The organism is Paracrocinitomix mangrovi (genome assembly GCF_019740355.2).
In the GTDB taxonomy this organism is placed as follows: domain Bacteria; phylum Bacteroidota; class Bacteroidia; order Flavobacteriales_D; family Crocinitomicaceae; genus Paracrocinitomix; species Paracrocinitomix mangrovi.
Genome location: NZ_CP091819.1, coordinates 1,482,261 through 1,507,608, shown reverse-complemented (window position 1 = coordinate 1,507,608; position 25,348 = coordinate 1,482,261). Strand labels below are relative to the sequence as shown.

Sequence of the window (25,348 nt, the reverse complement as noted above, 5' to 3'; positions counted from 1 at the left end):
CGGGGTGCAAATATAAATCACTTTTTCATTATAACAAAAAGAAAAATGCAAATATTTTTCAAATAATTGCAACTGGTTAAAAATCAACCCAAATCGAACCTAAAAAAAAGTAATATTTAGCAAATGTTTATTTAATCTCCATTTTTAACAACCTTTTAAGTGTATTTGTATCTCCTTTAAGAAAGGATAAATTTTGTTTTAATATTATCCATTGATTGTTGGGTCACTGATTTTTACCTAAATTAAATGTCTCAATTGCAGAGTTTTCATGACACTGTTTTGATTGCCTTACTTCAATTTATATAGATGAAAAAAAAATACATATATAATTTTCTACTATTTCTTGTCTTTAGTATTAGCACTAATGTTAATGCGCAATGCATTCCATGCGACTTGGGTACCACTAGTTTTACTGTCGATTTATCTTCAAATCCTGATACAACTTGGACCGTTTCAAGTGCCAGAAATGGATATTGTTGTGGAGCGTCAGGTGCTGATGCTTGTATCAAATTTGAAGTAATAACTCACCCAAATGCAAATCAACTGGTTTTTGATGTGCAAAGTCCAGCACCTCCAGGCGGAACAACTTATCAAATTAATTGTGGTACTCCAATTTTACTCGGTGCTACAGAGTGTATAAATGGAATGAATTCTTTTTGTATTTCGTTTTGTAAAACAGGTGGAGATTCACCAACATATTCAATTACTACTTCTGAAGCAGTGTCCGCTTCACCTGATGTTAGTCTAAACCTCAATTGTTCCAAAGACATTTCAATAAGTGGATTAACGGAATCTTCTATTAATTGGACCTCTATTTCTCCTGGATTACCTGGAGATTTTGATTCATATTTAAATTGTACAAATGCTTGTGATACGGTAACTATTACACCTCAAGTTGGATTTCCTGATTCTGTTGTATATGTTGCCTCTGGTATCCCTTCTGCTTGTACAGTAGGTGTTGGTTCTGATACCGTTGTCGTATATCTTAATGACAGTATTACTGCTAGTATTATTCCTGATCCTTCATATACCTGTCAGGGAGGATCTACTAATATTGTTGTGAATGCAAGTGGTGGAGCTCCGCCTTATAATTTCTTATGGAGTACTACTGCAACAAGTTCTACTATAAATGTCTCTGCTGGTACTTACTCCATAATTGTAACAGATTCTACTGGATGTCCCGGAGGTTTAGATACAATTCAAGTGACAGATGTGCCTGCTTTTGTTGTAGATGCAGGTGTTGATCAAACAATTTGTGAAGGAGCAGATGTAAATCTTTCCGGATCGGTGAGTGGAGGTACATCAACAGGAGTCTGGAGTAGCAGTGGAACAGGTGCTTTTTCGCCTTCAGCTTCAGATTTGAATGCAGTATATACACCAAGTGCTGCTGATATTACAGCAGGTACAGTTACTTTAACACTTACATCATCAAATACTTTTGGATGTACAGATGTTACTGATCAAATGATTGTAACAATTGAGTTGTTACCTGTAGTGGATGCCGGTCCAGATCAATCTGTTTGTGTTGGTACACCTGCTAATTTGGTTGGTTCAATTACAGGTGGAACAACAACTGGTTATTGGTCTTCTGCTGGAACAGGATTTTTTACTCCTGATTCGTCAGATCTTACTGGAACGTATTCACCTGGAACTGCTGATTTTTTGGCAGGAACAGTTACGTTGACACTTACTTCAACCAATGGATGTCAAACTGTAAGTGAAGATATGATTATAACCATTATTCCGGCTCCTACAGTAAATGCAGGACCTGATCAGTTGGTTTGCGTTGATAATGCTACAACCTCATTAAGTGGCTCAGTTACAGATGGTGGTTCCACCGGAATCTGGTCAACTTCTGGATCGGGAACTTTTTCACCTTCTGATACTGATCTTAATGCGGATTACATTCCGTCAAATGCGGATACAACAGCAGGGTCAGTTACGCTTACATTGACATCTACAAATGGTTGTATAATTATGAATGATCAAATGGTGATCACTTATGTACCAGCCCCAAATGCCAATGCAGGATCAGATTTTTCATCATGTGCAAACAATGTTGTACAATTAAATGGATCTGTTTTAGGAGGTTCGGGAACTGGTGTCTGGACTACTTCTGGGAGTGGAACTTTTTCTCCTAATGATTCAACATTAAATGCCATTTACACTCCAACTTCAGCCGATACAACGGCGGGTACACTTACGTTTACTTTGACTTCTACATTTAATAATGGTTGTACTGCTGATGCAGATGATGTTGTGCTAACTTTTTCTCCAATTCCTTATGTGCTGGCAGGTAATGATACTTCAATATGTGCAACAGATGGGTCAATTTTATTGTCAGGAAGTGTTACTGGAGGATCTACAACAGGAATTTGGTCAACATCTGGTGATGGTATGTTTTTACCATCTAATACTAATCTCAATGCAACTTACAATTTAGGAACAAATGACCTAAATAATGGTACAGTAATACTAACGTTGACTTCAACTGCAAATGGGTCTTGCTTTCCTGAGTTCGACCAAAAAACTGTCACAATTACTCCGGCAGCTTTTGCAAATGCAGGTACTGATCAAATTGTATGTCAGTCAAATCCGGATGTGGTTTTAAGCGGAAATGTAACAGGAGGTTCTTCAACTGGGATCTGGTCATCCTCAGGATCGGGAACATTTTTACCTTCAAATACAGATCTTAATGCTACATATACCCCAAGTGCTGCAGATGTAACTGCGGGAAATGTATTTTTAATTTTGACTTCAACTAATAATGGAAGTTGTCAGGCAGATATAGATTCTATGAGTGTATTGATAACAACTGAACCAATTGTGAATGCTGGAGTTGATACGACAATCTGCGCCAATTTAGAAGTTCCTTTAAATGGATCTGTAATAGGATTTACAACTTCTGGAATTTGGAGTTCTAGTGGTTCAGGTTCTTTTAGCCCAACGAGTACAAATTTGTCTGCAAATTATTTGCCAAGTGCAGCTGACACAGCAAATGGTTCAGTTATTTTGACATTGTCCTCTACAAATAATGGAAATTGTCCGGTGGTGACTGACAATTTATTGGTGAGTTTTACGCCTGCTCCGCAAGTTAGTGCAGGTGTTGTTCAAAATATTTGCGCTAACAATGGAGTTGTAAACTTAAATGGAACTATTTCGGCTGGAGCGTCGCAAGGTATCTGGTCCACTTTCGGTAGTGGAAGTTTTTCTCCATCTGACACAGATTTGAATACCACGTATACTTTGTCTGGAGCTGATACATTATTGAGTTCAATTGTAATTTTATTGACTTCTACTGATAATGGAACATGTAATAGTGAACAAGATACTTTAATCATAAATCTTACGCCTTCACCTACTTCAAATGCAGGATTGGATACTACAATATGTATTGGAGAAACTTTGCCTTTGGATGGTATTGTTGGCGGAGGAAGTTCAACAGGGCAATGGACATCATCTGGAACTGGTAATTTTAATCCTAACAACACAGATTTAAATGCAATATATACTCCTAGTGCAGCAGATGAGACTGCAGGTTTTGTAACACTATATTTAACTACTACGGCTAATGGAAATTGTAATGCGGTAGTTGATTCAATTTTATTGTCAATTACTTCGCAACCTACAGTAAATGCCGGATTGGATTTTTCTATTTGTAGTAGTGATTCAGCAAATTTATCAGGTGTTATTTCAGGTTCTACTACCACGGGTATTTGGACTTCAAGTGGTGATGGAATCTTTATACCAAACAATACTGATTTAAATGCATTATATGTACCTGGATCTAATGATATAGTAAATGGAACCGTATCCCTTGATTTATCTGCAACGGGGTCATGCAGTAATTCTGATCAGATAATAATTACCATTGACCCAGGTCCGGTTGTGGATGCAGGCATAGATCAAATTTTATGTTTAACTGATAATCAAGTGAATTTGTCAGGAAATGTCAGTGGAGTTACAACAACTGGTGTTTGGAGTACTTCAGGTACAGGAAACTTTACTCCTAATAACACAGATTTAAATGCTGTTTACAATATTTCTGTTCAAGACAGTACGAATGGTCAGTTTTTCTTGTATTTGACTTCTACAGGAAATGGAGGTTGTTCGCCAGACATTGATACCATTATGATAACTCTAACAGATATTCCTGTCGTAACTGCAGGATCAGACTTGTCTTACTGTGCAAATAATCCCGTTCCATTAGGAGGAAATGTAACCGGAGGTGCAGGAACAGGAATTTGGTCTACCTCTGGTAGTGGACAATTTTTTGGTAGTAATACTCAGCTAAATGCAATCTATGTTCCTTCTGCTGCAGATACAATTGCAGGTTCAGTTACTTTAACTTTGACTTCAACTAACGCATGTGTAACAGTTTCAGATGATGCTGTTGTAAGTTTTAGTGTAGGACCAATTGTTGACGCTGGAAGTGATACAACAATTTGCGATCAATTAACCCTTCAATTAAATGGATCAATTAGCGGTGCAACTTCTACTGGAGTATGGTCTACTTCAGGAGATGGAATCTTTTCACCGTCGGTAAACGATTTAAATGCAATATATACTCCAGGGCCCAATGATATAGTGAGTGGAGTATTCAATTTAACATTAACTCCAACCAATGTAGGGAGTTGTTTGCCATTTGGAGAAGTAATTACTATAAATCTCGAAACAACTCCTCAAGCGGATGCAGGTGGAAATAAAATTATTTGTGCCGGAAATGCAGTTTCATTGAATGGAATTATTACTGGAAATGTTGATGGTGACTGGACTAGTTTGGGTACTGGGATTTTTGTAGATACGAATTTGGTGACTACATATGTGGCTAGTAGTGCAGACATAACCGCAGGTAATGTGGATTTGATTTTGACATCAGATACAGGACCTTGTGGAGGAGATGCTGATACTATTACGGTATTTTTTACTCCAAATCCAAATGTCAATGCAGGAGCTGATGTTGTGGTATGTGCTAATAATGATTCTATAAACCTGGTTGGAACTGTTACAAGTGGAGCAGGAATATGGACAACAGCTGGAGATGGATTGTTTCTACCGGATACAAACGATTTGAATGCAATTTATATTCCGGGAAATACTGATGAAACTAACGGAAATGTTGAGCTGTATTTAAATGCAGCAAATATGCAATCCTGTCCTTTTATTGAAGATACTTTACTAATAACTATAACACCAGCACCTAGTGTTAATGCTGGACCTGACTTAAATATTTGCTTAAGCGATAATTTCTTTTCTCTGAGTGGTACAGTATCAGGTGGTGGTTCAGGAGGATTTTGGACAACGAATGGAACCGGTACTTTTATCCCTGACAACCTTTCACCTTCTACAAACTATCAGCCTAGTATTGCAGATACATCCGGAGGGCAGTTATTATTTATATTGACATCTTCAAATAATGGCTCATGTTTGGCTGAATCTGATTCAATCAACGTTTATTTTCTTGACTTACCAACTGTAGATGCAGGAAATGACGCAACCGCTTGCGCCGGAGGATTAGTTTTGTTATTTGGAAATGTTTCTACAGGAGGAATAAGTTGGACAACTAATGGTGCTGGAACAATTGGAAGTTCAACCGGAAACCCTACATCATATTCGCCTGCCTTAAGTGATACATTAGGACCAATTTATGTTTATTTAAATCTGACAACTTCTTGTGGTGTTTCAACGGATTCACTACTGGTGTCTGTCTTGCCTAATATAGATTTAAGCGTTGATTATAATTTTTACTGTGATCAATCATTGTTAACGTTTAATGCAACATCTACTGGTTCTGCAATTGATCAGATATATTGGGATTTAGGTGATGGTACTTTTGATTCAACTAATGCTACTACAGTTTTCAATAACTATTTACCTGATAGCACATATACATTGACCGTGGATGTAGTTAATTCAGATGGATGTACTGATCAATCAGTATTTGATATTGTTCTAGATCCTTTACCGGTTGCCGACTTTACTGTGGACAATACTTCTCCTTTTATGGATAGTGTAGTAACTTTTACAGATTCATCTTTAAATGCAGATAGTTGGGATTGGGATTTTGGAGACATGACTGGAACATATAACGGTCAGGATACAATTTACACATATCCGGATCCTGGTAGTTATACTGTTATATTGACCGTCTCCGATACCTCTGGTTGTACGGATACAGCTCAAATGATAATTGAGGTAATTGATCCTAATGCCAACTCAAATGAACCCGCAATACCAAATGCCTTTACTCCAAATAATGATGGACATAATGATGTGTTATATGTAAGAGGTGGGCCATTTGATCAATTTGAACTTAGAATTTACAATGAATGGGGTAACGAACTTTTTAGGACAACTGATCCTTCAGACGGCTGGGATGGATATTATAAAGGACAATTGCAACCAGTTGGGGTGTATATATATGTTTTTGAAGGTGTAACAACAGACGGTTTTGAGTATTCAGTAACCGGTGATTTTTCAATTATTAAATAAGGAAAGAAAATGAAAAAATTAACGGTAATTATAAGCACAATAGTACTGTCTGTAAATGTTTCAGCTCAGGATTTTCATAACAGCCAATTTGAACAATCTTCGCTTTATTTAAATCCGGCTTTAACGGGTCAGGATATTACGGAGGATGCAGATTGGAGAGCAGCCACACTCTATAGATCACAATGGGGACAAATTTCAACAAAACCTTTCTCGTCAATTTATGCGTCTTATGATGCAAGATTAAAAGAAAGATGGGGGATAGGAGGTTATATAATAAATAACCAGGCTGGAGCTCCAACATTCAGGACTTTTAATTTTATGGTCTCTACCTCGTATAATGTTATTGATCCAAAATCTGATCACAAGTTAACAACAGGACTACAGCTGGGATTTTTCAATAAGAGTTTTCAGGTAAACAACTTATTTTTTGATGAGCAGTATTCATCTACTAGCGGAGGATTTGATAATTCTTTAAGTAATGGGGAAAATATAGGCTCAAGTAGTATTTATAGATTAGATGGAGCCTGGGGTGTTTATTATCAATTTTTAGGAAAACAACTACGTCCATACATTGGATTTTCATTGGGGCATATTACTTTACCAAATCAAACATTCATAGGTGAAACAGAACCAATGCCAATGATTTGGAAAGCTAATTTTGGATCTGAAATAGCATTTAATGATGAATTCTCATTGAAACCTGCGTTTTTGTACATGTACCAAAAGGCTGCATCTGAGTTTTTATTGATGACCACTACCAAATATAATTTTGATGATGATTTTGATTTGAGATTGTTGTTAGGAATAAGGGTAGGTGATGCTGCAGTTACCGGTATTGGAATGAGGTATCATGGATGGCATTTAAACATGACATACGACATTAATATTTCAACACTAAACACATACACAAGTGGTAGAGGAGGGTTTGAAATAAGTTTGGCTTATCAAGGAGCTTTTGCCAATGATAAGATTAAAAAAATGATGGGTAGAATGTAGTTCTACTCTTGAATATTCTCAATGATGTAATCAATCAAAGGATTATCATTGAGGTTGTGTTGATATGCCGGATTACTATATCTAGGAGGAATAATCAATTTTCTATCAATCATTTCATTGATTAATCCCAAATAGTTGTGATGTGTTTTACCAACCATTAAATCCTCATATCCCTCATCAGATTTCATTAAAGTAGAAACTTCTTTTAATCCGCTTAAATAAAGGTAATCTTTGGTAAATCCACCTCCTCTAAATATTCTTGTTGTTAAATAAAAGGCTGATTCTAAACTCATACCATATTCATTTACCAACATATTGGCCGTAGCATTAAAATCATGTTCATGAATCATTGATGATATACCTACAACTCTTAGTGAAAGCTCTTTTAATCTCTTTACCGTGAGCGTATTTGAATAATATTCACTCATGATAGCCAAGCCCTCTTGAGTTTTAGTGTTTACAGGCATTCCCATTGAAAATAATTTAATGGGTTGACTATCTGCATTCATGGTGGTTACCATGTGAACACCAATTTCATGATGAACTAAAGAGTGTATTTCTTTTTCAGTAAACCTTCCTCCTTTTTTCAAATAAAGCGTCTTCTCAGAGTTTACCACCATTGCTTTGGCAGCCAGTTTATCTGATAGCTTTATTTTACATTCAAACTCGTAAGATTTAAGTTCTTTTTTAAGCACCGATAAAGCTTCAGTGTCATTCATCATGGGTTGATTAAGCTCTGCGTTATGATTAAAATGCAGAATGAATTGTGCGTTGGCTATATCTTTCTTTGTGGGCTCACCAAAATATCTAAGTGAATTATAAAGGAAATTTTCAGTTCCAATTGATGCGATTAACTCAATTTTATCACAGTAAGCATTTATAACTCCTTTGTAGAGGTTTTGAATATTGACATCCTGGATTTGCTCAACCGGTAAGTTCATCAACTTACGCTTCATTAAAAACGGGTTTAGGTTGAGGTGCTTGTATTTAAATTGTGGTTTGTAAAGCCCTTTGCTTTTAATGAATTTTTTCTTTTCAGCTTCAATGTTGATTGGGTTGACGAATTTTAAAACCTCAAAATTCCTTACCAATTTGTACAACATTTTATCCACTTTTAAAATGGCTTCATCCAATTCAGAAGAAAGTAAAAGATTAGAGTTTTTTACCTTCAAATTAGAATGTTTTTTAGTGAACAAAAGTGCGTTTTCAAGAATTACTCTTTTAAACCCTTCACGTATTGAGTCTATTACTTGCGAAAAATATTCTCCTGTTTCCTCATCACAATACACTTTGCTTACCTCAGTCGCTAAAACTAAAGTGTTGTCAAAATGTTCAGTTACGTATTTAAGCAGATATCCATTTCCCTGAAATACATCATTTTCTGCAGTGATGTTTTTAACATGAGGAATCTCAATTGAAGCTAATCCTTTAAGAAAATCATTTTTAACAACAGCATATTTTCTTCTATTAATATTTGCTGTTCCTATATTGAAAACAGGTACTTGTCTTTTATGTCTTTTGTAGTTGTAAGAATGAATGTCGTAAACTACACTGGCTTTGAATAACTTTTCAAGTTTAGTGACAAGTGCGTGAATTACACGATAAAAATTAGTGTGTTTAGAAAGGCTTGTCTCTCTTTCTCTTTCTGTCAAAGGTTTTTTCCAGACTGGTTTTCCCCAAGCATCTTTGTATACTGCAGTTTCAGGGGGTCTGTTCAAATCATATTCAAATCTTGAATCTTTCCCTGCAATAACAATAGGAAAAGACGATATAAAATCTAGTGTCTTGGGATCTTCTTCATACCAGCGTTCATAATCTGAGTGGATAATATTGTCAAGTAATTCACTTCTAAAGTTATGTCCGTCATGAATAGCTGTACAAACATAAGGCACGTACTCTGTAATCTTTATGTAAAGTGATCCATCTGTGTCTTCAGCTTCAAAAGAATGTCCCTTTTCAATCTTTTGAATAATTTGTTCAATAGAATACTTATGCATTTTGAACTGTTTCTCTAAACTCTGATTTTCTTTGTTGTGCTATTGATTTGTATTTGACTACGTTTTCTAAGAAGTCTACTACTTTTGATTGTAGTTTTACTTTGTGTAGTTTGTTGATATTTACAATTCCACCGGGACTGCAAACATTTACCTCAATTAGTTTTCCGTTGATAATGTCAAGACCAACAAAATAAAGTCCATCTTCAACAAGTTTAGGTCCGATATACTTACATAAATCTTTTTCTCTTTTTGTCAAAGCATGTCTTTTAACACTTCCTCCTGCTGAGAAATTTGATCTATGATCATCAGCTGCAGGAATTCTTTTCATGGCACCAATTGGTTCACCATTAAGCATCAAGACACGAACGTCTCCATTTTCTGCTCCTTCAATATATTCTTGTAAAATCACATAGTTTGAGTTTCCATCACCAGTTGAAATGTAAAAATCTAATAGTGAATTTATATTCTGAACAGCATCTTTTTCAATAACAATAACTCCACGTCCGCCCATACCATCTAAAGGCTTCATGATCATTTTGTCTTGTTTTGATTCTAAAATGGTCTTTTTAAGAAACTCTTTGTTTTTAGAAACATGTGTGATAGGAATTATGTCATTTGTTGGGTCGTACAAACTTGCCGTATATAATTTGTTGTTGGCTTCCCTTAGTCCTTGGATGTCATTTAGGATGAAAACATCTTGTCTAACAGAGTCAAGAAAATTTAGCATCATGATGTCCAAAGGTGGGTTAGCACGCATAAACACAACATCAAATCCTGCCAAAGGCAACATTCTGTCTTTTAGTTTTACTTTTTTATAAAATGCAGGAATAGTTCCCGGAAATGGTGAGGGAGCTGTCAAAACTTTTCCAAATACGTTTGTCACACTATTACGCATGGTTAAACCAGCAGGCGTTGCTACTACAACCCTGTGTTTTCGCTTTATACACTCATGAATAATTCTTAATGTTGAGTCTTTATCGGGATCAACATTCTCCCACGGGTACATGATAAAACAAATGTTCATTTCCTATTTCTATTTTAATAATTCCGAAAATTACGCAAAGATGAGAATATCAACCTAATTTTTAAATCAAATAATTGTTACAATCCAAATTCTAAAACGGCTGAATATCCTTTTTAGAATTGACATTTTTAAATACAATCTCGTCAAATTCATCTGTATCAACTACATTGGTCTTGCAATATTTAAATACATCAGCTACTTTATATTTTTCCTCATCCAAATTGTATTTAATTTTTTCAATGCATGATTTTTTGTAGAATCCGATTAAGGGATGAATTCTATCGTTGTACATGGGCACAGTTACTTCAAAATCTTCTGTTTGATAATACAAAAATTTGATGAGCCCACTTTTAACATAAGGAATGTCACAACTTACAATCAAATTGAGGTCATGTTCTGATTTCATTAAACCAGTGTAAATACCTCCTAAGGGACCACAATTTTTAATTAAATCTTTGTAAATGGGATAACCAAATTGAGAATAATTTGAGTTTTCAGTAATAATGATAACATTGTTCGTTAACTCATTTACTTTTTCAAGTACATATTCAGCCATGGGTTTTCCAAACAAGCTCATTAAACCCTTGTCTTCTCCCATTCTGCTGCTTTTACCTCCGGCAAGTAAGATGACACCAAAATCATTCATTCTCATTAAAAATAAAGAGTAAATCTGGTTTTAAGGTCTTTAAATTAATTTTTATTCAAGGTGATAATGTAATATATTTGTAATCACAATTTGGTAGTTGTAAAGATCAATGCGGTAGAAGTGCATTATAGATCTTATGAATCAAAAGAAACAACTAAAATTAAAGGGTAGAGGAGCTCAGTCTACTGTTCAAAACAAGTTTAATAAGTTCCATTATGAAGCTGATCATGATTTAAGTGATTTTAGCCTGGAAGAACTTGAACAAGGTGTCAAGACAAAATATTTGGAGGTATTTCCAAAGTCGTTAGTAAATAAGGTGCCCAGCAAAGATATTTATTTGAATTGGTCAATGAATCCGTATCAAGGATGTGAGCATGGATGTGCCTATTGTTATGCCAGAACAACACATGAATTTTGGGGTTATGAACCGGCCCTGGATTTTGAACGTGTAATAATGTATAAACCCAATGCTGAACAATTATTAAGAAAGTTTTTGGATAAAAAAAGTTGGCAAGTAGAAGGAATCATGCTGTCAGGAAACACAGATTGTTATCAGCCGGCTGAGCGAAAGTTTGAATTGACAAGAAAATTATTGAAGGTCCTCAACGAGTATAAAAATCCTGTTGGTATTATTACAAAAAATAGTCTGATTGAAAGAGATATTGATATACTAAGTGAATTGGCAAAAGATGATTTGGTTTTAGTGAATATCAGTATCACATCAATTGATGAATCATTGAGAGCTAAGTTAGAACCTAGAACTTCGTCTAATAAGAATAAGTTCAAAACAATAGAGGCGTTAGTGAAGAATGGAATTCCAACACAAGTTATGATAGGGCCTGTTATTCCCGGTTTAAATGATCATGAGATTCCTGAAATATTGAAAAAAGCAGCTGATGCAGGCGCTCAATGGGCAAATTATATTATGGTAAGATTAAATGGATCAGTTGGTGATATTTTTACCGATTGGATAGAAAAGACTTATCCGGAAAGAGCTAATAAGGTATTGAATCATATTAAAAGTTCTAATGGAGGAGTTTTGTCAAATACAATAGACGGAGGTAGGATGAGAGGAAAAGGGAGTATGGCTAAAATGATCCAGGACTTATTTGAAATAAACAGGTCCAAATTAATGGTAAAACCGGAATTTACTTTTAATACTGATTTGTTTGTGAGACCAGGACAGCAGTTAAATCTATTTTAACCTCCTATAGAAACCATGCTTCTATTTTCTGAGGAAAAATCATCTGCATCAAATGATTTTAATCCTGCTCTTTCGGCATGTTTACTTTTAACTGATTTAAGAATGAGGTCTTCTAAATTTTGTCCATTTCTATGAGCATTTAGTAGATCAATTTCTTCAGAAGAAAAAAGACAATTTTTTATTTTACCGTCAGCTGTAAGTCTAAGTCTATTGCACGAATCACAAAAAGGATTTGTCACAGATGAGATGATTCCGAAACTACCTTTGAAATCTTTTATTTTATAATTCCTTGCAGTGGCATTTTCACCATCTTCTAGTTTTTGCAAAGCAGAACCGTATTTTTCTGAAACTGTATCAATGATGTATTTAAAACTTACTGTTTTACTCCAATCCCATTGATTGCCATCAAAAGGCATAAATTCTATGAATCTTACTGATACATTTCTGTTTTTGGTAAATTCAATAAAATCTAAGATTTCATCTTCGTTAGTACCTTTAATCAATACCACATTTACTTTTACATCAAAACCTCTAGCTATTGCTTCCTCAATGTTATTTAAAACACGCTCAAAATATGATCGTCTGGTTATAGCATTGAAGCGTTCTTCAATTAAGGTGTCTAGACTAATGTTAAGGGTATCCAAACCAGAGTCTTTTAATTCATTCCAGTATTTGTCCAATAAAATTCCATTGGTAGTAATGGCTAAATTGACATTAAGTGTAGCTAGGTGAGCTAAGATTTGAGCAAAGTTTTTCTTGATAAGTGGTTCTCCCCCTGTTAATCTGATCTTGTTGACACCCAGAGAAACAAATGTGTCTACTATATCAAACAACTCTTCCTGACTCATAAACAATTGTTTATCTCGGAGAGGAATCCCTTCTTCAGGCATACAATAGGTGCATCTCAGATTACATCTTTCCAATAATGAAATACGTAGGTAATCATGCGATCGACCAAAATTATCTATGAGTTGTTTGTTCTTCACCTTACAAAAAAAGCCCTCCATCATAAAGACGGAAGGCTTCGTTTAATGCTTACAATGTTTATTTACTTAAGTAAATTTTATCAGACATTTTAGTATTAGCTCCTTCTAAAGCAACGATATAAATACCAGAAGCTGAGTTAGGAACGTCAAATGTTTGCTGTCCTGTAGTTGCGTCAACATCAATTTCTTTTGCAATTACTTTCCCTGACATGTCATATAAGGTGATATCAATTTTATCATCTTTTAAATTCTTCCACATTACATTTACATGGTATGGGTCAGGTTGGTAAGAATTAAAATAAGGAGTTTTAAATTCCTCTTCTTCCATTCCGGTAACTTCCCACATTGCAAATGAGAAAATTTGTGTTCTATGGCTACCTGTAGCGTCAATAAATTCTCCAGTAAACCAGAACGTAGCATCATCAGTTGGGTCAACTGTTATTTGAGAATAATCTCCATATCTATTTCCTCCTGAAGTTTTAGATGCGCCACCTTCAACTGCAATTTGTTCCTCTACGGTCATTGTATTAATAGGATCATCAATAAATCTACCAGTATATCTTAGACCTGGATAATCAGTTGGACCAACAAAACTATAAGCCATACCTATGTTTCCATTTAAATCCATCCCAATGTTACCCATCCAACGACTGGCTCCATCATTTGGATCATATGTACTTTCTTGATGTACATACCATTGATCTGATCCGTCATCTTTTCTTAACTCGTACCATCTTACTCCTGCTCGGTTAGCATTGTTAACGTCAACTGTATGACATAACATAATTACATCATAGCCAGGAAATCTTCTATACTGTGCTCTGTACATAAAGATACCTGTAACAGCATCCAATTTTTGTGATGTACCTGGTTGAGTAATGTCATCCCAATTGTTAGTAAATACTGTGTTGAATGCCGCAGTATTTAATTCTTGATGAATAACAACATCTGAGTTAGCCGGTGTTACCCAATCAAGCGTAATTTTTAAAATTTTAATGTGATCCGCAGAAATTCCTGACCATGAATCATCCTGTACTGCAAATGCCCATCCTGGCTCGTCTCCTTCTGGTGCCCATAATCCTTCGGCGTAGGCTGGTGCTACTGAGTTAAAGAACTGATACATTGATGGAAAATACATGGAGATCATTTGTGCATTAGGGTCACCTGTTAACATCTTGTCTCTTTCTAAAGCAATACAGTCAGCTCCTGTAGTATTTAAAGTCAAAAAATAAGCGTTAGACCAAACTGAATATTTTGGATAATCTGGAAATGTAGAAGTCTGCCAGCTATAAGCATAGTAACTTCCTAAAGGGTCTGATGTTTCAGATACAGCCACTAAAACATGATAAGGGGCTTGAGGTGTAATAGTTCCTGAGTAGTGAAATTGAGAAATAAACCATCTGTCGGCATATCTATCATACATCACAATTGGGTCTCCTTTACTACTAAATCCTGACCACAATGAACTCAAAGGATAACTTCCACTTGCAGCCGATCCATCTTTGTTATAAACTCTATAACTTGAGTTAACCGCTTGAACATAATGATCAATCCCTGCTGCACCAGTTGGGTCAGGAGGATTGGCACCAGATAATGCCTGCCAATTTGCTTTCAAAGTGTTAGATCCATCTTTAGTCCCTTGTACACTTTGTAAAGCAGGATCTTGTCCACCATTACTAGGTATACCATGATCCGAGATGTCATTCCAATCTACTTGTTCGTGCTTCCTGTCCTTAACTTCCCAATTTGCATAGTAAGTGTCTGGATCTTTAATAGGTGATACTTTCTTAAAAATCTCTCTTAAAGGAGGTGTTTTAACAAAGAAAGTTGGTGCAGTTACTTCAGTTTTAACTTCTTCTTTTTCAACAGAGTTTTCTTGGTTCTGCGCTATCGCTGAGGTAAAAAGGAATGCCGTTGCGGCGGATAACGTAAATAATTTTTTCATGGTAATCTCATTAATGATACTATAAAGTTAAGCAATAAAGCTGAATTTTATTAATTCACTCAATTAAAAACTTTACACATTATTTAACGGCTAAATGCGATATTCGTTGGGTAGAAACCAAACGCTTTCGTTAAATTCGCAAAATAAAATTCAATTAAAAGTTGTTTAAGAAAAACATATTTGGACAAAGGATATTTGTTAAAAAGTTCATTATCAGATTTTTTGGTCTGTTAATTTATGGACGTTTTAATCTAAGATATAAAACAGATATTAAAGGTGCTGAAAAGTTTAGGGATCTTCCAGAATCTAATGTTTTGATAATTTCAAATCATCAAACTTACTTTGCGGATGTTTCTTTTTTCTTTCATGTAATTTATGCTTCTTTATTAGGATCACCTAATAAAGTACGTAGACCGGGCTTTTTATGGCCTAAAAAGCACAACATTTATTACATAGCTGCTGAAGAGACAATGCGTAGTGGAATTATTCCGAAACTTCTGGCCTTATCCGGTGCGATAACTATACAAAGAACGTGGCGTTCAAATGGCGAGAATGTTCGAAGAAAAGGAAACAAGCAAGATGCCAAAAACATTGATATGGCATTAAAAGATGGGTGGGTAATCACTTTTCCTCAAGGAACTACTTCACCATATGCTAAGGGTAGAGTAGGTACTGCAATTATTGCAAAAAACAATAAACCCATTGTTGTTCCTGTTGTTATAGACGGTTTTAGAAGGGCATTTGATAAAAAAGGATTAAAAATGCGTAAAAAAGGAAGCGTTCTGAAAATGCGTGTTAAAGATCCTTTATACATTGATTATGATCAGCCGGTAGAGCAAATTCTCGAACAAATGATGGATGCGATTGAACAGTCCAAGAAATTTGATTCCTTTCCTGAAAAAACAAAAGAGAGCACATCCGAATAAGAATGGCTCTCTATTTTATTTGTTTTGATTAATGCTAGTTGATAGCTAGGTTTACATATTCTGTCTTATCATATTTGACAGTAAATTTTAAATCAATTTCTTTAGTAGAAGCGTTTTTGATTCTTGTATTCCAATTGATGATTCCGGTTATCTCATTTAATTCTCCACGACTTAATTCATCAATGCTAACTTCAATTTCTTTCTTTCTAGAAATCGGAACTTGATCCTGTACAATAAGTTTCACAGATGAGTTCTTGTGATTTCTAATCTGAATTTTGTAAGCCAAGGTTTTTACAACTTTGTCTCCAACTACTCTTTCTTTAGAATCGTTTTTTAGTAATGTTCTTTTTACAACTAAATTTGGATCTTTACCTAAACTTAAATCTAGTGTGTCAGCCATAATTCCTGGATCAATCCATGTGTTTCCTAAATATGCTCCATCATGGAAAAGATTAGCTGTCCCCGGAATTAGATTTAAATCTCCTAAATCTGAAATTCTAGCAACCATATACACTGAAAGATCTAATTTAGGTACAGCATAATACATGTATTCTGTGTTGAGGGATTTAGTATTTACCAAAACCATATTTTTTTCATTGTCTGACATAATATCATAAGGCAAATCAATGTCGTATTCAACAGAAAGCAATTGTTCTACCATTGTGGTGAAATTTTGTGCTGTTTTAGCATCATAATCATCATATGCCAATTCCATTTCGTTGCTTTCAGCCATCTTGTTTTCCATTGAAGGAACTTGTCCTAAGCCATTTCCGGCTCTAGTATCTGATTTTTTCGCTTGATATTGATCCCTTCTGTAATTGTTGTAATCCAAATACCAAGGTGTTAGCAATGGTTTCGTTTTATTCGCATACGGATTGTTGGTTGAAAGGCTTAGTTTAACACCTTCCCAATCAACTCCTGTGTTTTGATATACATGTGCTTTATAGGTTAGGTCAACTTTGTCTGCAGCAGCTGAACTACGCAAATCGTACATTGGTACCCATCCGGCTTGACTCACTAAATATGACAGTTTTATTCTTCCGGTTTGAGATGATTCAGAAGAAACTGTTACTTTAATTTGATGGATTGGTGGTGCTGGTTGATTTGGTTTGAAATTGTTATTTTGATTATAATTTTTTAAATCTGCAAGTCTTGAATTCATTCTGTTTTGCTCCTTCGTCAATATGAATTTAGCTCTATCTAATTTGAGCAATTGGGTGTTAATTTGCATCATTTGTTCGTGATAGAATTTTACGGCATCTTTCAATAGCGGGATAGAATCATTTACTTTTCCTACACCTTTAATTGTTCCATTATTCTCAATAATTTTCTTTTCTGAATTCAATACACCTATTTTGTATTGTAGATCAGAAATATCATATCCTAAATTAAAAAGTGAATCTTCTAATGCTGCAATTTCCTTCAGTATTTTTTCGGGTATCGCATTTTTAGCGTTTAATACCGGATCTGGTTGTGGATAGAATATGTGGTATTTGGAATCTAATATTACGATTTCACCGGTTGCTTGTACTTGCAAACTGTTTGGATCAATATTAGGGCTTACACCTTCAATGATTAAAGTTGTGATTCCTTTATCAACTGCATATGATGCTTTTCTTTGTACTTGTGCACCTTGTGTGTATACAGTAACTTTTTGAATATTGGAGGTAATATTCTTTTCTTTTTTGGCATTCACAGGATTAGTAAATAATCCTAAAGCGAATATGGCAATTACTATTTTTTTCATCAGTTTAATTTTTATTAGTCGTTTTATTGACCAATTGAAATTTGGATTTCATAACTGACTACACCTGTTATTTTATTAGGTTCATTTTTTACTTTAATTGCTCATATAGTTGATTGATTCAAATTGATGTAAAGTATTGTTAAAATGGAAGATTCGACATTGTTAGTGAATCAAAATTATTTTTTAGTTTTTCGACAATTATAACGGTGTATTAGGAGTAATTGGAAACAAAAAAGCCCCGAAATAATTCGAGGCTTTTTTAAAGTTATCATTTATAATGACTATCTGTATCTTCCTAATCCTTTAGGAGATCCAAGTCTATCCATGGCACATCTGAAACCAATAGTAGACATGTTTTGATCTTCATCTAAAAATCTTCTGTTAGAACCAACGATCCAGAATGCTCTATCTCTCCATGAACCACCTTTATATACTCTAGACTTATCAGATAAAAGAGTAGTTGGCCATGCAGCTTGTGCATCTTGGTTAATTTGGTTACCAGTTAAGTCATATAATTCATGATCATTTTGATACATAACTAACGACTCATCTCTGATTCCTTCGTTGATCTTATTCTTTCTGTCATCATGTCTTTCTAGTGAAGAAGCAGTAGTACCTCCGTAGTAAATAGATGACTCAAAATCACCATCATTGTAATCTCTGTAGTCAGAGTTTTGATAGTTCAATCTGTTAATGTTCTCTTCAGCTGTAACTTGTCTCCATTTTAATTTACCAGGAGTGTTAACAACAAACTGAGACATTCCAGTTCTCAATTCTGAGATAATTTCCAATGGATAAACATTACCTAAGTTATCTTGAATGTCAAATCTAGGGTCAACTCCATCAAACAATCCATCAAAAATATTTGTTTGGACAATCTCAGAAGCCTCCATATACCATTGGTTGTTGGCAGCATCCACAGCTTGATTTACAACTCTGTTTAGTTCCCATAATAGTAACATTTCAATAGAGTCTTTCTTTTTGTTTTTCACCAAGTAAACTTGCTCAGGTGGAGCATTGTAATAGTTAATGTCGTTTCTTGATTTAACATTCATTGTCATACCTTTGTACTGATCAGTAGAATCAGATGGTTTAGGCATGTGATCTCCAGCAGAAACTCTTTGGAATCTTTTTCTTTCATACTCGTGTAAGTACTCTCTCATTCCGTAAACATCATACAATACTTGGTTAGTTTTCTCATCAATGTTTCCGTCATTACCAAGAACTTTAGTTTTGAATACGTTACCTCTAAATGGTCTGAATTCATCAAAATCCTCATGTGATAAAGGTCTATAAACGTCCATTACCCACTCAGAAACGTTACCAGCCATGTGGTAAAGACCGTAATCATTTGGCCAGTATGAATCAACTGGAGCAGTAACATCTGCAGCATCATTTAAAGCACCGGCAACTCCCATGTAATCACCTCTACCTCTTACGAAGTTAGCTCTAATATCACCTTGGAATTCTGCATCATCAGCTCTAACCCAGTGACCAGTCCAAGGATAAGTTCTTCTATTTTCAATAACTCCAGGGTCAGCAGGATTTGTCATAGCACCTACTAATCCATAGTATGCAAACTCCCACTCAGCCTCAGTTGGTAGACGGTACTTTGGCAATAGGATACCATCTTCCATTCTTACAATACGAGTTCCTAAATCTTTTCTTTTACCACTCCAACCTTGCATAGGGCTTAGGTTGATTAATTGATGTTCTTTCTCATCTTGTGGTTGCGGGTGATATTGATTGGCTAAATATGCATCCGTTGTAAATGGTTCACCAGCTTGATCAGGGTTCATAGTTAATACACCCTCTCTAATCAAAATGAATTCGTTTACACGATCACTTCTCCATTTACAAAACTCATTGGCTTGATTCCAGCTAACTCCTACAACAGGATAATTTTGATAAGCTGGGTGACGTAAGTAGTACTCTACATACGGCTCATTAAACGCCAATGGATTTCTCCAACAGTTTGTATCAGGTAAAGCATTGTGATAAATCATTGGGAACTCTTCATAAGTTCTTTTGATCCAATACAAATATTCTAACCAGTTGAAGTTAGTTACCTCAAATTGATCCATATAGAACGAAGACACAGTTACACGTCTTGGAATGTTATTCCATTCGTAAGTAACATCTTGTTCAGATCTACCCATGGTAAATGTACCACCTTCTACTAAGATCAGACCTGGGCCTGTTTCTTGGTCAAAATAAGGTACTTTCTGGAAACCTCCGTTTTTAGGGTTGTTAAATTCCCAACCCGTTACATTCGATCGCTCTCGACCACATCCAATCACCATCAGACCGGCAGCAACTAACACGAATAATTTTCTCCCTTGCATTTTCATGATTTAGCCAAATTTAATTTTCATTTACACAGCTATAACAATATCCTGGTTAAAGGTTACATTCTTTTTAAAAAGATGGACACGAAATAGTTCTAAACTTTTTAGGCTTATCTCTACAATTAAATAAGAAAGCCATTGAAAGCTCATGTGATCCACCAGATGCATTTGTCAATTTAGAGATGGTTACATCATAACTGTATCCAAATCTAAATGATCCTGCATCAATACCAATAGTTAAAATAAATGCGTCTCTTGCTCTCCACCAAGCACCTGCAGTAAATACTCCATACTTAACATAAGTACCAATGTTTAACTGCATAAAACCATCCTGGTAGGTATAAATGATGTTTGGTGACAAAGAAGTTTGATTTCTGTATTGAGATTGTTTTCCGAATACAATGTTTGCTCCCATGTGACCGGTAAATCTCATTGGTAATCTTGAAGTACCAATAATTAAACTTTCATCCGGTTTATTAAGGTGCTTTGCAGCAAATCCAAAATAAAAGTTTTTAGAGAAACCAACAATTCCGGCAGAAACATCAAAGTATCCTCTAGTACCCCAACCGTTATCTAAAATATTACCTCTTGGTAAATCACCTGTTTGGTAGATAAAACCTCTTCTTGGGTCAATTTGATCTCCGAATGATAATTTACCCCAATCTAAGAACTTTTGGTTCCATGTTGCCTGTGCTCCAAAAAGAAAAGAGAATTCTCTTGTTACAGCAAGGTGGTAAGAGTAGGCTAAATTAATCGTTGACCAGTTCAAAGTGTTTTTTCCGGCCATATCATTGGTAACCTGTACCGCAATTCCTCCATGAAGAATGTTTGAGTACTGATCATATGAAATCGTATTGGTGATAAATGCACCAGATAACGAAGGCCATTGATTTCTATGGTTCAAAGCAATCCTAGGACAACCATGCGTTCCAGCCATGGCAGGATTTAAATAGATTGGGTTGGCATAAAACTGCGTAAACTCGGGATCTTGCCCGAAAGCTGAGCCTCCAACTAAAAACGTCAGGATTAATGTCAATCCTGTATTTTTAAGATGTTTCTTCATTCAAAAAATACTTTCTCGAAAGGATTTAACGCCAACTTCGTTCAAAAGGTTACAATTGTTAAATACTTTTCTAAGATTTGCAATAATAATTATTTTACTTCGTTTTTGAAAGTAATTTTATGACAACCTTATTCCATAACATGAAATTCGATTTTCGATTTACTCTCCTTGCCTTAATGTTTCTGACATTGGGGACCAAAAATAACCTTTTTTCTCAAACGGAAATTTTTTCTTTTAAAAATGTATGGAGTACAGATCAAAATAAGTGTTTCCCATGTGAATTTGATGAGCAACATCAGAAGGTGTATTCTACTGTTACAAAGGAACTTGGGGTAAGAGGAGAATTTTCACATAATTTTCAAATTTTATCAGTTTCGTATAAAAATGTTGAAATTCCGTATCAATATCAACAAAGTGATATTCCTGTAGACCCGGAAATTAAGGTTGATTTCGGAACAGCTAGAACACAAAATTATTTTTCCATTTACTATTATCCAATTGTTAAAGTAAATGGTGTCATTAAAATGGTGGATGAAATAAAAATTCAGACAACTTCAACGCCTAAATCCGCTAGCTTAGATCGCGCGGCTACTTTTGCATCAAATTCAGTATTAGCATCAGGAGAATGGTATAAAATTGGTGTTTACAGCACAGGTGTCTATAAGTTAGATTATAGTTATTTAAGTTCAATTGGTGTAAATGTTGCCAATTTAAATCCTAATCATCTGAATGTTTATGGGAATCACGTTGCTAAATACCCAACTAACAATAATAAGTACCGTCCTGATGATCTGCTGAAAAATGCCATTTATTTTGAGGGTAACGGAAATAATGTTTTTGAAGCTAACGAGTATTTTTTGTTTTATGCTACCGGTCCGGATGAAGTGATCTATAACACGGCAGACATTAATCTTTCTACCAATAAAATAGATTCTTTAAATACTTATTTTATAAAAATTGATGCAGCAGAAAGTCCAAAAAGAGTAGGGAATCAAAGTTCATCTGTTGACCCGGTGACTCATAATACATCTACCTTCAATGATGTTGTTTTGCACGAAAAAAATGACATTAATTTGATTAAGTCTGGGAACAATTGGTTGGGTGAAGTTTTTGACATTCAATTAGAGTATAATATTTCCATTGCACTTACTGATATTGATGTTTCATCACCAGTTAAAATGAAAACAGCCATTGCTTCTAAAGTTCCGAGTGGAACTGGAGCTATGGAAGTTTATATCAACGGAAGTATGCAAGAAAATCTGTCTTGTACTCCATTTGTTGGCTCGTATAATGAAGCAATGAGAAACTCAAATACAGTTACTTATAATGTTAATACTTCAAATTTGTCAGTTGATGTCATTTTTAATAGGACGAGTCCTGGAAGTAAAGCTTGGTTAGATTATTTAATGTTTAACTACAGACGGAATGCAACCTTGGCTTCTGAACAGATCTTAATTAGAGATTTGGCTACAGTTGGTGGCGGCAATGTTACTCAGTTTTCCGTTGCAGGATCTAACAGTAGTTCGTTTTTTTGGGAAGTAACGGATCCTTCAAATGCCACTGCAATTCAAGGAAACCTAGCAGGATCAACTTTTACATTTACATTAAATACAGATTCTTTAAGGAGTGTAGCTGCCTTTAATGCTGGACAGGCATTGGCTCCTATATTTATGTACAAGGTGGAGAATCAAGATTTGCATGCATTACCTCAATGCGATTATGTTATTGTTACTCATAGTTCTTTGTGGTCTCAGGCAGAAAGATTGCAAAATCTTCATCAAAATCTGGGAGAAGTAGTTCACCTTGTGGATATTCAAGATGTTTACAATGAATTTTCTGGGGGTGTTTCTGATCCAGTTGCTGTTAGATGGTTGATGAAAATGTTTTATGATCGAGCAGCCGGAGATCCAAATTTAATGCCTGATCATTTATGCTTGTTTGGAGATGGGACTTATGATCCTCTCAATAGATTGCCGGGTAATAATTATTTAATTCCTACATATAATAATGATGACAATGATATAGATATTGATTATGTAGATTCATATACATCTGATGACTTCTTCGGAATTTTAGACGATTTAGAAGCAATGTCTCCTGCTGATTTGATGGATATTGGCGTTGGTAGAATTCCGGTAGATAATATTGTGGCGGCAGAGCAGGTAATTGATAAAATTGATCATTACATGAATTATGGATCTTATTTGTACGGTAATGCAGAAGGTATTCAGTGTGATCAGTCGGGGTATTCTTCTTCTTTTGGTGATTGGAGAAATCGTCTTGTATTAATGGCGGATGATCAGGATAATGGCCAGTTTGTTCAAGATTGTGAAATTCTGAGTGATAGCACAGAAAATCTTTATCCCGAAATGAATATTGTAAAGATTTATCTTGATGCTTATCAACAAGTAGTTACTTCAGGAGGTCAAAGATATCCGGATGTAGAAGAAGCGATAAATCAAAACATTAATCAAGGTGCATTGGTCTTTAATTATGTAGGTCATGGAGGCGAAACAGGATTGACTTTAGAAAGAGCGGTAACTATCAATATGATAGAAAATTGGACCAACGTGAACAATCTCTGTATTTTCATTTCGGCAACTTGTGAATTTAGTCGATTTGATGATCCTGAAAGAGTTTCTGCGGGTGAACGAACTTTGACTACTCCTTATGGAGGTGCGGTTGGTTTACTTACCACTACAAGACTTGTTTATATCACCGTTAACTCAGCTCTTGTAAAGAATCTATATTCTGAGCTATTTAAAGAAGAAAATGGACAACCGCTAACTTTGGGAGAAATCACAAGAAGAACTAAAAATGCTACCGGATCTTCTGAGAATAAAAGAAATTTTACGGTCTTGGGTGATCCTGCATTAAAGATTGGGAAACCACAACCACTAGTTGTTACTGATAGTATTAACGGTGTAAATGTTACAATGACTTCAATAGATACCTTAAAGGCATTGTCTAAAATTACTGTAAGTGGTCACATTGAAAATGAATCTGGAAGTTTGTTGAGTAATTATAATGGCATAGTTTATCCAACTGTATATGATAAATGGAAAAATAAAAGTACGCTAGGAAATGATCCGGATTCACCAATTAAAACTTTTGATATCCAAAACAATATTATTTACAAAGGAAAGGCAACAGTAGCTAATGGTTATTTTACATTCTCTTTTGTAGTTCCCAAGGATATTGATTATTCGTTTGGAAAAGGGAAAATATCCTATTATGCAAATGACAACAGTTCAAATCAATTTGGTTATGATACTACAATAGTTGTTGGAGGAGTAGATCCAAATGGAGTAGTGGATAATGATGGACCGGAAGTTTCGCTTTACATGAATGACCAGAATTTCGCTAATGGAGGAACAACTGATGAAAGTCCATTATTTATAGCTGAAATTACAGATGAGAACGGTATTAATACCACAGGAAATGGAATAGGTCATGATATTACATTGATCTTAGATGGAAATACAGCTGATCCAATTATCTTAAATAACTTTTATGAGGCTGATTTAGATACTTATCAAAGTGGAAAGGTAAGTTACCAATTGAGTGATCTTACTCCAGGAAATCATACGCTAACATTTAAAGTCTGGGATGTGAACAATAATTCATCTGAATCTGTTTTAGAGTTTGTAGTTATTGAAGAAGCTGATTTAGGTATCTCACATTTATTGAATTATCCGAATCCATTTACAACCAATACAGATTTTTATTTTGAACATAATCAATGCTGTACTCCATTGGATGTTAAGATTGAGATTTTCACTGTTTCAGGTAAGTTGGTGAAAACATTAATTGAAAATGTGAATACCATTGCTTATCGTAGTGAAGGCATCAATTGGGATGGTAGAGATGAGTACGGAGATAAGCTAGGAAGAGGGGTGTATGTGTACAGACTAACAGTTGAAACTCCTGAAGGAGAAAAAGCAGAAATATTAGAAAAGTTGGTCATTTTATAA

General features: G+C 35.0%; 13 protein-coding genes. 5 read left to right on the top strand and 8 right to left on the bottom strand.

Features of this window, described 5'->3' with window-relative positions:
- The first annotated feature begins 306 nt into the window (after positions 1-306).
- Entirely contained in the window at positions 307-6,492 is a 6,186-nt protein-coding gene (locus tag K6119_RS06710; protein ID WP_221837129.1) for a PKD domain-containing protein, read from the top strand.
- Between the two features lie 9 nt (positions 6,493-6,501).
- On the top strand, positions 6,502-7,488 hold the full coding sequence (locus K6119_RS06705; protein WP_221837126.1) for a PorP/SprF family type IX secretion system membrane protein: 987 nt from the start codon (positions 6,502-6,504) through the stop codon (positions 7,486-7,488).
- Between the two features lie 2 nt (positions 7,489-7,490).
- Here the strand turns inward: K6119_RS06705 and K6119_RS06700 are convergent, their stop codons facing one another.
- The 3 genes from K6119_RS06700 to mobA form a co-directional block, all read right to left on the bottom strand.
- The gene (locus K6119_RS06700; RefSeq protein ID WP_221837123.1) at positions 7,491-9,485 is read right to left on the bottom strand and encodes a flavohemoglobin expression-modulating QEGLA motif protein; all 1,995 of its coding nucleotides are present in this window, start codon (positions 9,483-9,485) and stop codon (positions 7,491-7,493) included.
- Positions 9,478-10,509, bottom strand: a complete 1,032-nt coding sequence (gshB, locus tag K6119_RS06695) for a glutathione synthase (RefSeq protein ID WP_221837120.1) — start codon at positions 10,507-10,509, stop codon at positions 9,478-9,480. The genes K6119_RS06700 and gshB overlap by 8 nt, the downstream gene beginning before the upstream one ends.
- Before the next feature lie 91 nt (positions 10,510-10,600).
- A complete protein-coding gene (gene mobA / locus K6119_RS06690) occupies positions 10,601-11,155 on the bottom strand; it encodes a molybdenum cofactor guanylyltransferase (protein ID WP_221837117.1) in 555 nt (184 codons plus the stop codon).
- A gap of 136 nt (positions 11,156-11,291) precedes the next feature.
- Here mobA and K6119_RS06685 point away from each other — a divergent pair, with 136 nt between their 5' ends.
- Complete coding sequence (locus K6119_RS06685) at positions 11,292-12,359, top strand: PA0069 family radical SAM protein (RefSeq protein ID WP_221837114.1); 1,068 nt, start codon at positions 11,292-11,294, stop codon at positions 12,357-12,359.
- Here K6119_RS06685 and moaA read toward each other — a convergent pair.
- Together moaA and K6119_RS06675 are read right to left on the bottom strand one after the other, a co-directional pair.
- Positions 12,356-13,345, bottom strand: a complete 990-nt coding sequence (gene moaA, locus K6119_RS06680) for a GTP 3',8-cyclase MoaA (protein ID WP_237828116.1) — start codon at positions 13,343-13,345, stop codon at positions 12,356-12,358. The genes K6119_RS06685 and moaA overlap by 4 nt on opposite strands.
- A gap of 58 nt (positions 13,346-13,403) precedes the next feature.
- The gene (locus tag K6119_RS06675) at positions 13,404-15,290 is read right to left on the bottom strand and encodes a T9SS type A sorting domain-containing protein (protein WP_221837111.1); all 1,887 of its coding nucleotides are present in this window, start codon (positions 15,288-15,290) and stop codon (positions 13,404-13,406) included.
- Positions 15,291-15,451: 161 nt separating this feature from the next.
- Here K6119_RS06675 and K6119_RS06670 point away from each other — a divergent pair, with 161 nt between their 5' ends.
- Positions 15,452-16,216 carry a lysophospholipid acyltransferase family protein gene (locus K6119_RS06670; protein WP_221837109.1) on the top strand — a complete coding sequence of 255 codons (765 nt, stop codon included), beginning with the start codon at positions 15,452-15,454 and terminating at the stop codon, positions 16,214-16,216.
- 34 nt (positions 16,217-16,250) lie between these two features.
- Here K6119_RS06670 and K6119_RS06665 read toward each other — a convergent pair whose 3' ends face one another.
- The 3 genes from K6119_RS06665 to K6119_RS06655 all read right to left on the bottom strand — a co-directional run bounded on the left by K6119_RS06665 (position 16,251) and on the right by K6119_RS06655 (position 21,374).
- Positions 16,251-17,963, bottom strand: coding sequence for a DUF4139 domain-containing protein (locus tag K6119_RS06665; RefSeq protein ID WP_221837107.1), 1,713 nt, complete (start codon positions 17,961-17,963; stop codon positions 16,251-16,253).
- Between the two features lie 281 nt (positions 17,964-18,244).
- Positions 18,245-20,308, bottom strand: coding sequence for an SUMF1/EgtB/PvdO family nonheme iron enzyme (locus K6119_RS06660; protein ID WP_221837104.1), 2,064 nt, complete (start codon positions 20,306-20,308; stop codon positions 18,245-18,247).
- A gap of 73 nt (positions 20,309-20,381) precedes the next feature.
- Entirely contained in the window at positions 20,382-21,374 is a 993-nt protein-coding gene (locus K6119_RS06655) for a PorP/SprF family type IX secretion system membrane protein (RefSeq protein ID WP_221837091.1), read from the bottom strand.
- A gap of 176 nt (positions 21,375-21,550) precedes the next feature.
- Between K6119_RS06655 and porU the strand changes: the two genes are divergently transcribed.
- Positions 21,551-25,348, top strand: a complete 3,798-nt coding sequence (porU, locus tag K6119_RS06650; RefSeq protein ID WP_221837074.1) for a type IX secretion system sortase PorU — start codon at positions 21,551-21,553, stop codon at positions 25,346-25,348.